Consider the following 13,649-nt stretch of genomic DNA (forward strand, 5'->3'; position numbering starts at 1 on the left):
AGGCGCGCTGGCGTGGCCGGGTCTGCGGGTTGCCGGTAGGCTCTCCCTGTGACTGAGCAGACATCTGAACTGACCAAGAGCCCGGAAACCTGGCGCATCCCGTCCGCCATCGATGCCGTCGCAGACGCCTACACGGCGGAGCTGCTGGAGTTGGATCCTTCGCTGGCAACCTCCCTGGGCATCCCCGGACATGAAACCGAGTACCCGGACTACTCCCCTGCCGGCGCCGAGGCCTTCGCCGAGGCCACCCGGGAGGCACTCCGGCGGCTGGAGGACCTGGAACCGACCGACGACGTGGACCGCGTCACCCTCGATGCGATGCACGAGCGGCTGGGCCTTGAGCTCGAAATCCACGAGACCGGCTGGGACCTGGCGGACCTGAACAACATCGCCTCGCCGGCGCAGGACATCCGCGCGATCTTCGACTTGATGCCCACCAACACCATCGAGGACTGGAACAACATCGCCGGCCGCATGGCGCACGTTCCGGACGCGATTGCCGGCTACGTGACGTCGCTGCGCGAGGCCAAGGACCGCGGGCTGGTCGCCGCCAAACGGCAGGTGCGGATCGTGATCGAGCAGACCCGTGCGTACGCGGCCGAGGACGGCTTCTTCCGCACGTTGGCGGGGCAGGCTGCCCCGGAAGAGGGCGAGCTGTCCCAGGACCTGCGCGACCGGCTGGCCGAAGCCGCCGGCGCCGCGGCGACCGCCTACGGCCGGCTGGCCTCGTTCCTCGAGGCCGAGCTGCTGCCGGCAGCACCGGAGAAGGACGCCGTCGGGCGCGAACGCTATGCCCTGATGTCGCGCCGTTTCCTGGGCTCTGCGGTGGACCTGGAAGCCACCTATGCCTGGGGGGTGGCGGAATTGGACCGCATCATCGCGGAGCAGGAAGCCGTGGCGGAGCAGATCCGGCCCGGGGCCAGCATCGAAGAAGCGATGGCTCTGCTGGATGCGGATCCCCAGCGGCAGCTGCACGGCACCGACGAGCTGCAGGCGTGGATGCAGCGTCTCTCGGACAAGGCCGTTGAGGAGCTCGCCGGCCACTTCGAGATCTACGAACCGATGCGCCGGCTGGAGTGCATGATTGCCCCGACGCATGAAGGAGGCATCTACTACACCGGCCCCAGCGACGACTTCGCCCGGCCGGGCCGCATGTGGTGGTCGGTGCCCGAAGGCGAAGACAGCTTTACCACGTGGAAGGAAACCACCACGGTCTACCACGAAGGCGTTCCGGGCCACCACCTCCAAATCGCGACGGCCACCTACCGGCGCGAGCTGCTGAACAACTGGCGACGGAACATCTGCTGGGTTTCCGGCCACGGCGAAGGCTGGGCACTGTATGCCGAACGCCTGATGGATGATTTGGGCTACCTGGCCGATCCGGGCGACCGGATGGGCATGCTGGATGCGCAGCGCATGCGGGCCGCGCGCGTGGTGTTCGACATCGGCGTCCATTTGGAGCTGGAGATCCCGGAGCGCTGGGGCTCGGGTGCCTGGACACCGGAGAAGGGCTACGAGTTCCTGCGCAAGAACATTGCCATCAGCAAGGGCCAGCTGGACTTTGAATTCGCCCGCTACCTGGGCTGGCCGGGACAGGCGCCGGCCTACAAGCTGGGCCAAAAGCTCTGGGAGGAAATCCGCGACGAGCGACGCCTGCGCGAGGGCGACGCGTTCGACATCAAGGCCTTCCACAGCCAGGCGCTGAATATCGGTTCGGTCGGGCTGGACACCCTGCGGCGCGCGCTGCTGGGCGAGGACCCGGTGCCCGCCACCAGCTGACGCGGGCCGGTTCCGGCCGCGCGCGGACAAACAGGAGGGCCGATGCATCCCCCAACGGTGCACCGGCCCTCATCTGTGCCGGGTCCCTTCGGCCCTTAACGGGGCGTACTCTCCGGCGGGAGAAGCTCCCGCCGAAATCGTACGGTCAGGCAACCGGTCCAGGGGCCAACCGCGGCGCTTCTTTACGCTCAGGTCACGGCGCGGAAACACCCTAAGCAGGGTTCGCTTTGCGGCGCCGGATAAGCTTGGTCGGATGACCGATCTTCGCCTGATACTCGCCTCAGCCTCCCCCGCCCGCACCAAGCTCCTGACCGAAGCCGGCATCGCGCACGAGGTCCTGGTCTCGGATGTTGACGAGGACGCGGTCACGGCGGGCTACGGCATCACCGACCCGCACGACACGGCGCTGTTGTTGGCAAGGGCCAAGGCCGAGGCTGTTGCGGCGCTCCCCGCGGCCGAAGGCGCCTTGGTGCTTGGCTGCGACTCCGTGTTCGAACTCGACGGCGCGCCGTACGGCAAGCCGCATGAGCCGGACGTCGCCCGGGAACGCCTGCATCGGATGAGCGGGCGGCACGGGGTGCTGCACACGGGTCATTGGCTGGTGGACTGCCGCCCCACCGCCTTCGAGGCCGGCGGGCAGGAAAGCCCCGGCGCCGGATCGGGGGCCACCGTAGGGGCGGTCGCCTCCGCCGCGGTGCATTTCGCCCAGCTCACCGACACCGAAATCGACGCCTACGTGGCCAGCGGCGAACCGCTGCACGTCGCCGGTTCGTTCACCATCGACTCGCTGGGCGGCGCCTTCATCGAGCGGGTGGACGGGGACCCGCATGCCGTCGTCGGCCTCTCGGTATCCACCCTGCGCCGGCTGCTGTCCAGCGCCGGCGTTCAGATCACCGACCTCTGGAGCTGAGCGCAGGCCGCTTTGTAGGACCCCTACAAAGAACCGCCCTCTCACACGCAGAAACGGCATGGTTCATGAGCGAATCCCGCAAAAGCAGGCTAGGCTCCTCAAGGATAGAAGGAGCTTTGAATGACCCAGCGCATCACCAAGGTACTGATCGCCAACCGTGGTGAAATTGCCGTTCGCATAGTCCGCGCCGCACGGGACGAAGGCATCGCCTCGGTCGCCGTCTACGCCGACCCAGACCGGGATGCCCTGCACGTCCGTCTGGCGGATGAAGCCTACGCACTCGGCGGCAGCACCGCCGCCGAGTCGTACCTGATGATGGACAAGCTCCTGCAGGTGGCCGAGGCCGCCGGTGCCGACGCCGTCCACCCCGGCTACGGTTTCCTGTCCGAGAACGCAGAGTTTGCGCAACGGGTCGTCGACGCCGGGCTGACCTGGATCGGCCCCTCCCCCGACGCCATCTCCCAACTGGGCGACAAGGTCCAGGCCCGGCACATCGCCGAACGGGTCGGCGCCCCCTTGGTGCCCGGCACGCCCGATCCGGTGGGCAGCGTGCAGGAAGTCCTGGACTTCGCCGACGCGCACGGCCTGCCGCTGGCCATCAAGGCGGCCTACGGCGGCGGCGGCCGCGGCATCAAGGTGGTCCGTGACCGCGAGGCCATCGCCGAGTCCTACGAGTCGGCGGTGCGCGAGGCCACGGCGGCGTTCGGGCGGGGCGAATGCTTCGTGGAGCGTTTCCTGGACTCGCCGCGGCACGTGGAAACCCAGTGCCTGGCCGACGCGCACGGCAACGTGGTGGTCATTTCGACCCGCGATTGTTCGCTGCAGCGCCGCAACCAGAAACTCGTGGAGGAGGCCCCGGCCCCGTTCCTGTCCCCCGAGCAGAACGAGCGCCTGTACACGGCGTCCAAGGCGATCATGCGCGAAGCCAGGTACCAGGGCGCCGGAACCTGCGAATTCCTCGTCGGCCAGGACGGGACCATTTCCTTCCTCGAGGTCAACACCCGCCTGCAGGTGGAGCATCCCGTGTCCGAGGAAGTCACCGGCATTGATCTGGTCCGCGAACAGTTCCGCCTTGCCCGCGGCGAAGAACTCGGTTATGACGACCCCGACGTGCGCGGGCACTCGTTCGAGTTCCGCATCAACGGCGAGGATGCCGGCCGCAACTTCATGCCGGCGCCCGGGACGGTGGAGACCCTGCGCCTGCCCACCGGTCCCGGCGTCCGCGTGGATTCGGGCATCGAAGCCGGCGAAGTCATCGGCGGCAACTTCGACTCCATGCTGGCCAAGCTGATTGTCACCGGCAGCACGCGCGCCCAGGCCTTGGAGCGCGCCCGCCGCGCGTTGGACGAGATGGAAATCGGCGGCATGCCCACCGTGCTGCCGTTCCACCGCGCCGTGGTGGCCGACCCGGCCTTCGCCCCCGTGGAAGGGCCGTTCAGCATCCATACCCGCTGGATCGAAACCGAGTTCGTCAACGACATCCCGGCGTTCCAGTCCGTCCCGGCGGCGGGATCCGACGACGACGGCGAACGCCAGCGGGTCACCGTCGAGGTCGGGGGCAAGCGGCTGGAGGTCGTGCTCCCGGCCGGCCTCGGCGGCGGTACCGGCACGCCCGCCAAGTCCAACGGCAAGCCCAAGCGCGCCGGACGGAGCCGTTCCGGTTCCGCAGCCGGCGCCGCGGCCGGCGGCGACGGGCTGGCCTCCCCGATGCAGGGGACCATCGTGAAGGTCGCCGTCGCCGAAGGCGACACGGTTGCGGAAGGCGATCTCGTCGTCGTACTGGAGGCGATGAAGATGGAGCAGCCGCTCACCGCGCACAAGTCCGGGACCATCCTGGGGCTGGCCGCCAAGCCCGGGGACACCGTTTCAGCCGGCGCCGTGCTGGCTACCATTGCGGATTAGGGCGCACACTTTTAAGGCCGGACTGTATCACTGGTTGTAGTCATGTCACGTTTTAGGTACCAAGTGGGCGCGGGAACTTACTAAGCACGCTGTCCATGCGGTAGCGTGATGCCTACCAAGGAGCAGAACCCGGCCTGACCGGGAGAATTGACGTAGCACCTAACAAAGGAGATGCACCTCATGAACTTCCTAGCATTCCTCTTACTTGGACTTATTGCAGGCGCCATTGCCAAGCTGATCCTTCCCGGACGGCAGGGCGGTGGCTGGATTGCGACGCTCGTCCTCGGTGTCATCGGTGCCCTCCTGGGCGGATGGATCGGCGGTGCTGTGATGGGCGCCGATATGAACGAATTCTTCAGCCTCGAATCGTGGATCTGGGCCATTATTGGCGCCCTGATCGTGCTGGTGATCTGGGGCTTCATCACGAAGAGGAGGAGCACAACCGCTTAATCTTGGCCGATTAAACTGCTCCTTTTAGTGGCATCTGGCCCGCCGCCCCTCCGGGGAGGGCGGGCCTTTTGCTTGCCTGCAACCTTTTGCTTGCCCTGCATGGCGGCGGCACACCTGCGCCAAGGCATCAAAAAGACCCACGGCCACGGCCGCGGGTCTTTCTGATAGTCCGGCTGGAAGGTCAGCTCGACTGGTTCTCGTAGTCCATGTCCTTGGTTTCCTTGGTCAGCAGCAGGGCGACCAGCGTCAGGACGGCGGCGCCACTGAGGTAGAGGCCCACCAGGACCGTGCTGCCCCCGGCGGCCTGCCACAGCGCGACGGCGATGAACGGAGCCACCGAAGCGCCCAGGATCGAGGAGAAGTTGTAGGCCACGGCCGAGCCGGTGTAGCGCACGTTCGTCGGGAACAGCTCGGGCAGGATTGCGCCCATCGGCCCGAAGGTCAGGCCCATCAGCGTGAAGCCGATGATCAGGTGCGCCATGGTGCCGGCGAAGCCGCCGGCGAAGAGCGGCACCCAGAGGAAGCCGAATGCCATGATGCCCAGGGATACCGCAATCAGCGTCTTCTTGCGGCCGTACTTTTCTGCCAGGGGGCCGGACACCAGGGTGAAGATGCCGAAGAACACCACGCCGATGATCAGCATCAGCAGGAAGTCGTTGCGGGCATAGCCCAGCCCGGCGGCAAAGGTGTCCGGATCGAACGGCTTTCCGGCGGCCTCGGCCGCGGCGGCGGCGTCCTCGGCGTTCGTTGCCGCCGTGCCGTAGGACAGCGTGAAGGTGGTCATCAGGTAGAACAGCACGTAGGTGGCCAGCATGATGAACGTACCCAGGATCAGCTGGCGCCAGCTGGTCTTGAAGACCCGGCCCAGCGGCAGCTTGGTGACCTCGCCCTTGTCCACGACCTTCTGGAAGGCGGGGGTTTCCACCAGCTTCAGGCGCACCCACAGGCCGATGATCACCATCACGGCGCTGGCCAGGAACGGAATGCGCCAGCCCCAGGCCATGAACTCTTCGTTGGCGAGGTTGATGCTCAGCACCAGGAACAGCGAATTGGCGATGATGAAGCCGATCGGGGCGCCCAACTGCGGGAAGGTGCCGTAGATGGCCCGCTTATTCGCCGGCGCATTCTCGGTGGCCAGGAGGGCGGCGCCGCTCCATTCGCCGCCGAGGGCCAAGCCCTGGGCGAAGCGCATGACCACCAGCAGGGCGGGTGCCCAGAAGGACCAGCCGTCAACCTGGGCGGTGGGCAGGCAGCCGATCAGGAAGGTGGCGATGCCCATGGTGAGCAAGGAGGCCACCAGTGTTCCCTTGCGGCCGAACTTGTCGCCGAAGTGTCCGAAAATAATGGACCCCAACGGGCGGGCGATGAAGGCCACGCCGAACACCGCGAACGAACTCAGCAGAGCGACGGCTCCGCTGGCATTCGGGAAGAACAGCGCCGGAAAGACAAGCACGGCGGCCGTGGCGTAGACGTAGAAGTCATAAAACTCGATGGACGTGCCAACAAGGCTGGCAACGATGACGCGGCCGCGGGAGTTCACCGGCGCGGCAGGCGCCCCCGCGGTAACTGATGCTGGTTTGGACATTGAAGTGTTGGCTTTCGCTCGAATGAATAACTTATGAATTCTAGTCAGATGTGTCCGCGATCCGGACAATTGTTTCAACATGTGGACAGCTGTGTTATGCGCACCGCCCTGCTCTTGCTGTTTCCCGGTGCGGACCACCGTGCTCGCCGCGGTCGCCATGCCGCCGTAGGCTGGGCGGACGGAAACACGCGGCGCTGCGAGGGAGGGCCCCGATGGAGGCCGATGAACGGCACGGGATGCTGGCGCGCCCCGATGCGACACTCGCCGTCTATACGTACGGCCCGCCGCACGGGCCCGGGAGGCCGGCCGTCCTGCTGATCCACGGCTACCCGGATGACCACTCGGTCTTCGACTCCGTCGCCGCCCACCTGAGCGCCGACAGCCACGTCATCTCCTATGACACCCGCAATGCCGGGGCGTCCCGAACCCCCATCGCCCGTCCCGGCGCCTACCGCCTGCCCGTCCTGGTGGACGATCTTTTTGCGGTGATCGATGCCTCCGGGGCAGAGGGCGTGCACCTCGTGGGACACGACTGGGGATCGATCCAAGGCTGGGCGGCGGCCCAGGATGCTCGTGCCGAGGGCCGGATTCTCAGCTTCACCAGCATTTCGGGACCGGACCTGGGCCATCTTCACCGCTGGTTCGGGCGCAGGCTGCGCAGGCCCGCGCTCTGGCCGCAGGCGGCAGGACAGGCCGTGCGCAGCCTGTACGTCGCCGGGTTCCAGTTGCCGGTACTGCCGGAACTTGCGTGGCGGACGCTCCTGACCCGTCCGTACGAGCGCTTCTCCGGCCGCAGGATCGGCGACAACGGTGTTCGCGGCCTCGCCCTGTACCGGGCAAACTGGTTCCGGCCCCAAACCCTGTCGGCCCGCTGCCGGGTTCCCGTGCAGGTGATAGTCCCGCGGCGGGACCCGTTCCTCTCGCCCCATCTGGTGGAGGGGCTGGAGGACTGGGTGCCGCGGCTGAGAATTGTTGAAGTGGATGCAGGCCATTGGTGGCCCGCGGAGGCCGGAGAAACAGCCGCACGGATGGTGAGGAACTGGATTGCGGACCTGCCGGGGGTTTGAGGTTCCGCCCGAAGCCGGTCCGCCTGTCCCCTATCGCCGGGGGCGCGACCGGCGCGACACTGCGTAGGACGGCGCGCGCAGCTTCTCGATCCAACGGTAGGTATCCGCGTTTGGAAGCCGGTGCACGATCGGATCGAAACGCAGGCCGGTGTCTCCCCCGCCCTGCGCAAGCCGCAGCGTGAGGGTACCAAACCGGCGCCACGGGCCCCACGGCTGCGCGTGGGACAGCGAGAGCACCCAGTCCTCGCTGCCCAGCGCCCGTCGGAATCCCGCCGGATCCGCCGGAAGCGGCACGTTCGGCCGGATTGTGCGGGCTGCGAGCTGGACCGGGCCGTGTGCCCCTCGGTAGGGCATCACCGTGGTCAGCGCCGCAGCACGAACGTCCCGTCGAGGCTGGAGCAGGTACCTGCCGGCCCGGGAGGTACCGCTGGAAGCCAGCAGGATGTCGGCCTGTCCGTCCTCCGCGGTGACCCGCAGCGCGAGCCCGATAATGTCGGGGAGCCGCGACGGCAGGCCCGCTGACCTCGACAGCCGGGCCTCGACGTCGTTGTTCCCCGCTTCGTCCAGCCAGGAAATGCCACTGGCGAGGGAGTTCCCCGATCTCTCCAGCCGCCCTTCCAGGTGGAGCCCGATCGGATGGATGGGCCGGGCCGGCCGCAGCCTCTTGAGCGCCGAGAAAACAAAGGCCAGACCACGACCGGCCGCCGTGCCAACATCCCGCATGCCCGCCGACTCCTCCCCCCGTGACGCTGCCCCGATGCGCACCGCTTCCAGCATCTCTGTCAGTCAGCCGGCAAGCCATCCGAGCTTCGACCCCGCCATAGACAGCATACTGAGCATCAGCCTACTCTGATTGGCATCGGGCACAGTGCGGACTGCGCCAAACCGGGTCCGCCGCCCCTAGCGGGAGGAATCCATGATGAGCAGCGGCAACGAATATTCCGATTCCGGGGAAGAGGAAGCAACAGCTCCCGCAGATCCCGGGGCGGGCAACGAAAACAGCACGGAATCCGAGAAGCCGATGGAAACGTCCGGCCCCGATTCCAAGGATGTGCAGGGGGAAGCCGCAGCCGAAAATGCCAAGGAATCGGGCGGCTACGGCTACTGAAGCCGCCGGCGACCCCGGATCGAGACAGTTGCCGCCCGTACCGTCCGGGCCGGATGGCAGGCTTTCCGCATGAACAAAGTAGACGTCATGACCGCCCGCAGGTACGCCCGGGCTCGCGGCGAACCCGGCCCCCGCGCCGAAGGCCGCCCGCCCGGGGCCACTCGTGAGCCCTACGGCCGCGAACCGTATGTCCGCGTGCGCCATGAGGGGAAGACGTTCGACGCCAAGGCCATCTCCTGGGACCGGACCAGCGTGCAGGTGAAGTGGATGGATGCGCACGGATCCGCCCGTACCGCCTGGGTTCCCGGCAGCGAGGTCCGGCGCATTCACCGTGACGAGTCCAGCTGGCGCGACCCCTATGATGACTACGCCTTTTACTATCCCGGCGCCTAGGCCAAGCCTCGAATACGGCACAATGGATCGGTGACCGAATCATCCGCGCCTGCCCCGCCCGCCTCCGTTGCAAACCTGCCGCCTCTCGACCCGGCCGCGCTCAGTGCCCGGATCCATGCCCAGCTCGCCCGGGAGCTCGGCGTCCAAGCCTGGCAGGTCAAGGCCGCGGTGGAAATGCTCGACGGCGGTGCCACCGTCCCGTTCATCGCCCGGTACCGTAAAGAGGCCACCGGCACGCTTGATGACGCGCAGCTGCGTGATCTCGAGGAGCGGCTGCGCTACCTGCGGGAACTGGAAGACCGCCGTCGTGCCGTGCTGGAGGCCATCGCCGCGCAGGGCAAACTGACCGTCGAGCTGGAGGCGGCAGTCAACGGAGCCGAGACGAAGGCGCGGCTGGAGGACATCTACCTTCCGTACAAGTCCAAGCGGCGGACGAAGGCGCAGATCGCCCGGGAAGCAGGCCTGGAGCCGCTCGCCGATGGCCTCGTGGCCGACCCGTCCCAGGATCCGCTGGCAGCGGCGCAAGGGTTCCTCAATGCCGGGCACGCCATCAACGAGCCATCCGACGCCCTGGCCGGCGCCCGGGCGATTCTGGTGGAGCGGGTCAGCCAGGACGCCGACCTGGTCTCCGAGCTGCGCGAACGGCTGTGGCAGCAGGGCCTGGTGCGGGCCGAGGTCCGCGAGGGCCAGTCGGAAGCCGGCCAGAAGTTCGCCGACTACTTCGACTTCGCCCAGGACCCTGCCGGCCTGCCGTCGCACCGGGTGCTGGCACTGCTGCGGGGCGAGAAGGAAGGCGTGCTGAACCTTGATATCAGCGAAGGCAATCCGGCTCATCCGGAGGACTTCGCCGAGGCGCGCGGCCGGTTTGAGAACGCCGTGGCATCACGGATGGGCGTGGCTGACCGCGGGCGGCCGGCCGACCGCTGGCTCTTGCAAACGGCGCAGCTGGGCTGGCGGCGGATCCTGGTCAAGCTGGCCATCGACCTCCGCGTCCGCCTGTTCACGGCAGCCGAAGACGAAGCAGTACGGGTCTTCGCCGCCAATCTGCGGGACGTGCTGCTGGCCGCACCGGCCGGCAACCGGGCCACGTTGGGGCTGGACCCTGGGCTGCGCACGGGAGTGAAGGTCGCGGTCGTCGACGGAACCGGCAAGGTGGTGGCCACCGATACCATCTATCCGCATGCTCCGGCCAGGAAGTGGGACGACTCGCTCGCAGCCTTGGCCAGGCTCGCGGATCAGCACGCCGTCGAACTCGTAGCCATCGGCAACGGGACCGCTTCGCGGGAAACCGACAAGCTGGCCACCGAGCTGATCAAACTGATGGAGCCCACCCGCAAACTGCAGAAGCTGGTGGTTTCGGAGGCAGGGGCGTCGGTCTACTCGGCCTCGGCGTTGGCCTCGGCGGAGCTGCCCGAACTGGATGTCTCGCTGCGCGGCGCTGTCTCGATCGCCCGCCGGCTGCAGGACCCGCTGGCCGAGCTGGTCAAGATCGACCCGAAGTCCATCGGGGTGGGGCAATACCAACACGACGTCACGGCCAGCAAGCTGGAGCGGTCCCTGGACGCGGTGGTCGAAGACTGTGTCAACGCGGTCGGGGTGGACCTGAACACCGCCTCCCCGTCGCTCCTCTCCCGCGTGGCCGGCCTCGGTACGCAGCTGAGCGAGAATATCGTGGCCTACCGCAATGCCAACGGCCCCTTCGCCAAGCGCTCGGAGCTGAAGAAGGTCCCGAGGCTGGGCGGGAAGGCATTCGAGCAGTGCGCCGGATTCCTTCGCATCACCGGTGGTGCCGAGCCGCTCGATGCCTCCAGCGTGCACCCGGAGGCGTACGGCGTGGCACGGAAAATCCTTGCCGCCGCCGGCACAACCGCGACGGGGGCGGAGCGGGGCGCCCAGTCCCTGGCGGTGCTGGACCCGCAGCAGTTCGTCGACGAGCACTTTGGCCTTCCGACGGTAGTGGACATCATCACCGAACTGGAAAAGCCGGGGCGCGACCCTCGCCCGAGCTTCACCACCGCCTCCTTCACCGAGGGCGTGGAAAAGATTTCCGACCTGATGCCGGGCATGGTGCTGGAAGGCACCGTAACCAACGTCGCCGCGTTCGGAGCCTTCGTCGACGTCGGCGTCCATCAGGACGGGCTGGTCCACATCTCCGCCATGTCGAACAAGTACGTCTCCGATCCCCATGACGTGGTCAAGTCCGGCCAGGTCGTGAAGGTCAAGGTTCTCGAAGCCGATCCGGAGCGCAAGCGCATCTCCCTGACGCTGCGGCTCGACGACGAGGCTCCCGTCGGCGAGCGGCGCCAGCCCGGGTCCGGCCACCAGGGCCGCGCGAGCGAAACCCGCAGCGGAAAGGGCGGGTCTCGTCCCGATCCCCGCGGTGGCACAACGGGGCGAGGCGACGGCGGAAAGCCCGGGCGCGGCGCCGGCCGGAAGCCGGGGCGCGGCGACGGCGGCAAGCCCGGACGCAGTGACGGCCGCACTCCGGGCCCGGGCGGCTCCGCCGACACGGCGATGGCCGAGGCGCTTCGGCGGGCGGGCCTGGGCAGCTAGCACAGCACAGAAACAGCCCCAGCACCTCCCTCGGGTCCGGAGCACTCCCTCCGGACGGACAAGGGCAGGGTACTGGGGCTGTTCCCACCGGATGGTGGACTAATGGAGCCTGTGCCTCCGGCCCCGGGCACGGGGCTTGAAACCACAGACAACACTGTGACCGATGCCGCTTAAGGGGGCGGAGGCTTTCGCTGAAGATTTGCTCAGCTTTGGCCTAAGGTGACCGCCAGGTCCGCGCGGAGGCTCTGCCCGATACCGGCGGCGCCGTGCACGTTACCTGTTCGGACCGCCCGGCCGTGCACCCCTTAATCGAGATTGGTGCTCAAGAGTTACCCAAGGTTGCGCCTGCACGCCTCGGCGGGCCCCAGCAGTCGCTTACGATGTAAGTAGTTCGAAGTCGCAACAAGTTTGAAAGGGGCGCCGCCCGATGCTCTTTCCGGGCAGTCCTCCGCATCCGGTCCCCAGGCGTTCTCGTGACGGCCATTTCGCCGGAAATTCCTCTGGTCTTAACGGCAGTACTGGAAAAACTGGCAACCGACCTCGACGACCACGACGGCAGCATGCGCCGCCGCTTCATCGGCAATTACGTGGGGCTGTGGGAACACCGCTTTGGAAGGGTCTCGAGCGCCATTCTCGCCCGGGACGCCGAAGACGCCATGGACGCGATCCTCAGTTTGAAGATCTCCAGCAGCATGGTGGGGGCCGGACGCCTTGGCCAGATGGCGGAACATCTCGAAGGCCTGGTCAACGGGCGGCTCTTTGACGCCGCGACGGCTCTCTTGGACGAGCTGCGCACCTGCGGGATGACGACGACGTCACAGCTGCGCAGCCTGCATCTGCAGTAGCGCCCGTCAGGCGGGAAATGCGCGCCCGGGCGGCGTCACCGCTTCGGTGCCAGGCTGTAGCCAACCCCGCGCACCGTCTTGATCCAGCGCGGGGACTTGGTGTCATCCCCGAGCTTGCGGCGAAGGTTGGCCATATGCACTTCGATCGTGCGTTCGTCGGAGTCCGAAATGTAGCCGCCGGTGTTGTAGGGCTCGTTGCGAAGCCGGCGGACCAGATCCGCCTTGGTCCGCACCACCCGGCCGCTTTCCATCAGGGCGTACAGCAGGTCGAATTCGCTGCGGGTCAGTTCCAGCTCGCGCCCGGACCGGATCACCGTGCGGGCACGGTGGTCCACCACGATGCCGTTGTGCTCCAGCACGCCGTCGCCGGCCGGGCTCGCCGCGCCGGCCGCGGCAGCCGCTGCCCCGGCGCCGGTCTCGGCTGCGAAGGCCGGTGCCCCGCCGCCTCCTGCGAGCGCCGCTGCCGAAACGGCACCGGACGTCGACAGCGACAGGCCGGGATGCCCTCCGGCACCCACCCCCGCTCCCTGCAGGACGGGTTCGGGCACCTGAGTTGCCGCAGCTGCGCCGGCCAGGGCCGGCCCCCTCGGGGCACCCCCGCGGGCCCCGACGTCCTCCGGCAGACCGCCGTCGTTGCCCTTTGTAGTACGCGGGCGACGCAGCATCGCGGTGATCCTGGCGCGCAGTTCCCGGGGGCGGAACGGCTTGGTGAGGTAGTCATCCGCGCCGGTCTCCAGGCCCAGCAGCGTGTCCAGTTCTTCGGCGCGCGCGGTGAGCATGATGATGTACGTGTCGCTGAAACGGCGCACCTGTCGCGCGACCTCGAAGCCATCGATGTCCGGCAGGCCAAGGTCGAGGGTGACGACATCGGGGTTGTGGCGTTTGATGGCGGCAACGCCTTCCATCCCGGAGGAGGCGGTGTGCACCGTAAACCCGGAACTGGACAGGACCGTCGAGATCAACTCCCGGATGTCCAGGTCATCCTCCACAATGACGGCAGTACGCTGCTCGCTCATCCTTTATCCCCCAACTGACTAACTTCGGTTCATCGTTTCAT

Annotated in this window: 12 protein-coding genes; 9 read left to right on the forward strand and 3 right to left on the reverse strand. The window is 67.5% G+C overall.

Annotation, left to right across the window (positions count from 1 at the left end):
* The first annotated feature begins 48 nt into the window (after nucleotides 1–48).
* The 4 genes from AC5RTY_RS13385 to AC5RTY_RS13400 all read left to right on the forward strand — a co-directional run bounded on the left by AC5RTY_RS13385 (nucleotide 49) and on the right by AC5RTY_RS13400 (nucleotide 5,041).
* On the forward strand, nucleotides 49–1,779 hold the full coding sequence (locus tag AC5RTY_RS13385) for a DUF885 domain-containing protein (RefSeq protein ID WP_494139660.1): 1,731 nt from the start codon (nucleotides 49–51) through the stop codon (nucleotides 1,777–1,779).
* A 253-nt stretch (nucleotides 1,780–2,032) separates the two neighbouring features.
* A complete protein-coding gene (locus AC5RTY_RS13390; RefSeq protein ID WP_494023732.1) occupies nucleotides 2,033–2,689 on the forward strand; it encodes a Maf family protein in 657 nt (218 codons plus the stop codon).
* A 120-nt stretch (nucleotides 2,690–2,809) separates the two neighbouring features.
* The gene (locus AC5RTY_RS13395; RefSeq protein WP_494050225.1) at nucleotides 2,810–4,591 is read left to right on the forward strand and encodes an acetyl/propionyl/methylcrotonyl-CoA carboxylase subunit alpha; all 1,782 of its coding nucleotides are present in this window, start codon (nucleotides 2,810–2,812) and stop codon (nucleotides 4,589–4,591) included.
* Nucleotides 4,592–4,771: 180 nt separating this feature from the next.
* Nucleotides 4,772–5,041 carry a GlsB/YeaQ/YmgE family stress response membrane protein gene (locus tag AC5RTY_RS13400; protein ID WP_493977616.1) on the forward strand — a complete coding sequence of 90 codons (270 nt, stop codon included), beginning with the start codon at nucleotides 4,772–4,774 and terminating at the stop codon, nucleotides 5,039–5,041.
* 181 nt (nucleotides 5,042–5,222) lie between these two features.
* Here the strand turns inward: AC5RTY_RS13400 and AC5RTY_RS13405 are convergent, their stop codons facing one another.
* Complete coding sequence (locus AC5RTY_RS13405; RefSeq protein WP_494001334.1) at nucleotides 5,223–6,626, reverse strand: MFS transporter; 1,404 nt, start codon at nucleotides 6,624–6,626, stop codon at nucleotides 5,223–5,225.
* A gap of 212 nt (nucleotides 6,627–6,838) precedes the next feature.
* On the opposite strand from AC5RTY_RS13405, the gene AC5RTY_RS13410 reads away from it, so the two are divergent.
* Complete coding sequence (locus AC5RTY_RS13410) at nucleotides 6,839–7,693, forward strand: alpha/beta fold hydrolase (RefSeq protein ID WP_494001335.1); 855 nt, start codon at nucleotides 6,839–6,841, stop codon at nucleotides 7,691–7,693.
* Nucleotides 7,694–7,723: 30 nt separating this feature from the next.
* Here the strand turns inward: AC5RTY_RS13410 and AC5RTY_RS13415 are convergent, their stop codons facing one another.
* Complete coding sequence (locus AC5RTY_RS13415; protein WP_494139661.1) at nucleotides 7,724–8,416, reverse strand: hypothetical protein; 693 nt, start codon at nucleotides 8,414–8,416, stop codon at nucleotides 7,724–7,726.
* 196 nt (nucleotides 8,417–8,612) lie between these two features.
* Between AC5RTY_RS13415 and AC5RTY_RS13420 the strand changes: the two genes are divergently transcribed.
* The 4 genes from AC5RTY_RS13420 to AC5RTY_RS13435 all read left to right on the forward strand — a co-directional run bounded on the left by AC5RTY_RS13420 (nucleotide 8,613) and on the right by AC5RTY_RS13435 (nucleotide 12,592).
* A complete protein-coding gene (locus AC5RTY_RS13420; protein WP_494001337.1) occupies nucleotides 8,613–8,801 on the forward strand; it encodes a hypothetical protein in 189 nt (62 codons plus the stop codon).
* 69 nt (nucleotides 8,802–8,870) lie between these two features.
* Nucleotides 8,871–9,194 carry a hypothetical protein gene (locus AC5RTY_RS13425; RefSeq protein WP_494023728.1) on the forward strand — a complete coding sequence of 108 codons (324 nt, stop codon included), beginning with the start codon at nucleotides 8,871–8,873 and terminating at the stop codon, nucleotides 9,192–9,194.
* Nucleotides 9,195–9,224: 30 nt separating this feature from the next.
* Entirely contained in the window at nucleotides 9,225–11,747 is a 2,523-nt protein-coding gene (locus AC5RTY_RS13430; RefSeq protein ID WP_494139662.1) for a Tex family protein, read from the forward strand.
* Between the two features lie 473 nt (nucleotides 11,748–12,220).
* A complete protein-coding gene (locus tag AC5RTY_RS13435; protein WP_494014281.1) occupies nucleotides 12,221–12,592 on the forward strand; it encodes a hypothetical protein in 372 nt (123 codons plus the stop codon).
* Nucleotides 12,593–12,627: 35 nt separating this feature from the next.
* Here the strand turns inward: AC5RTY_RS13435 and AC5RTY_RS13440 are convergent, their stop codons facing one another.
* Nucleotides 12,628–13,608 (reverse strand): response regulator transcription factor, encoded by a 981-nt coding sequence (locus AC5RTY_RS13440; protein WP_494139663.1) that lies wholly within the window; start codon nucleotides 13,606–13,608, stop codon nucleotides 12,628–12,630.
* Between the last annotated feature and the right edge of the window lie 41 nt (nucleotides 13,609–13,649).

The organism is Arthrobacter sp. Y3224055 (assembly GCF_059090825.1).

Bases quoted from the DNA above. Each gene is read 5' to 3' on its own strand.
- AC5RTY_RS13390 (WP_494023732.1), top strand. From the start codon at position 2,033: ATGACCGATCTTCGCCTGATACTCGCCTCAGCCTCCCCCGCCCGCACC.
- AC5RTY_RS13395 (WP_494050225.1), top strand. From the start codon at position 2,810: ATGACCCAGCGCATCACCAAGGTACTGATCGCCAACCGTGGTGAAATT.
- AC5RTY_RS13400 (WP_493977616.1), top strand. From the start codon at position 4,772: ATGAACTTCCTAGCATTCCTCTTACTTGGACTTATTGCAGGCGCCATT.
- AC5RTY_RS13405 (WP_494001334.1), bottom strand. From the start codon at position 6,626: ATGTCCAAACCAGCATCAGTTACCGCGGGGGCGCCTGCCGCGCCGGTG.
- AC5RTY_RS13410 (WP_494001335.1), top strand. From the start codon at position 6,839: ATGGAGGCCGATGAACGGCACGGGATGCTGGCGCGCCCCGATGCGACA.
- AC5RTY_RS13415 (WP_494139661.1), bottom strand. From the start codon at position 8,416: ATGCGGGATGTTGGCACGGCGGCCGGTCGTGGTCTGGCCTTTGTTTTC.
- AC5RTY_RS13420 (WP_494001337.1), top strand. From the start codon at position 8,613: ATGAGCAGCGGCAACGAATATTCCGATTCCGGGGAAGAGGAAGCAACA.
- AC5RTY_RS13425 (WP_494023728.1), top strand. From the start codon at position 8,871: ATGAACAAAGTAGACGTCATGACCGCCCGCAGGTACGCCCGGGCTCGC.
- AC5RTY_RS13440 (WP_494139663.1), bottom strand. From the start codon at position 13,608: ATGAGCGAGCAGCGTACTGCCGTCATTGTGGAGGATGACCTGGACATC.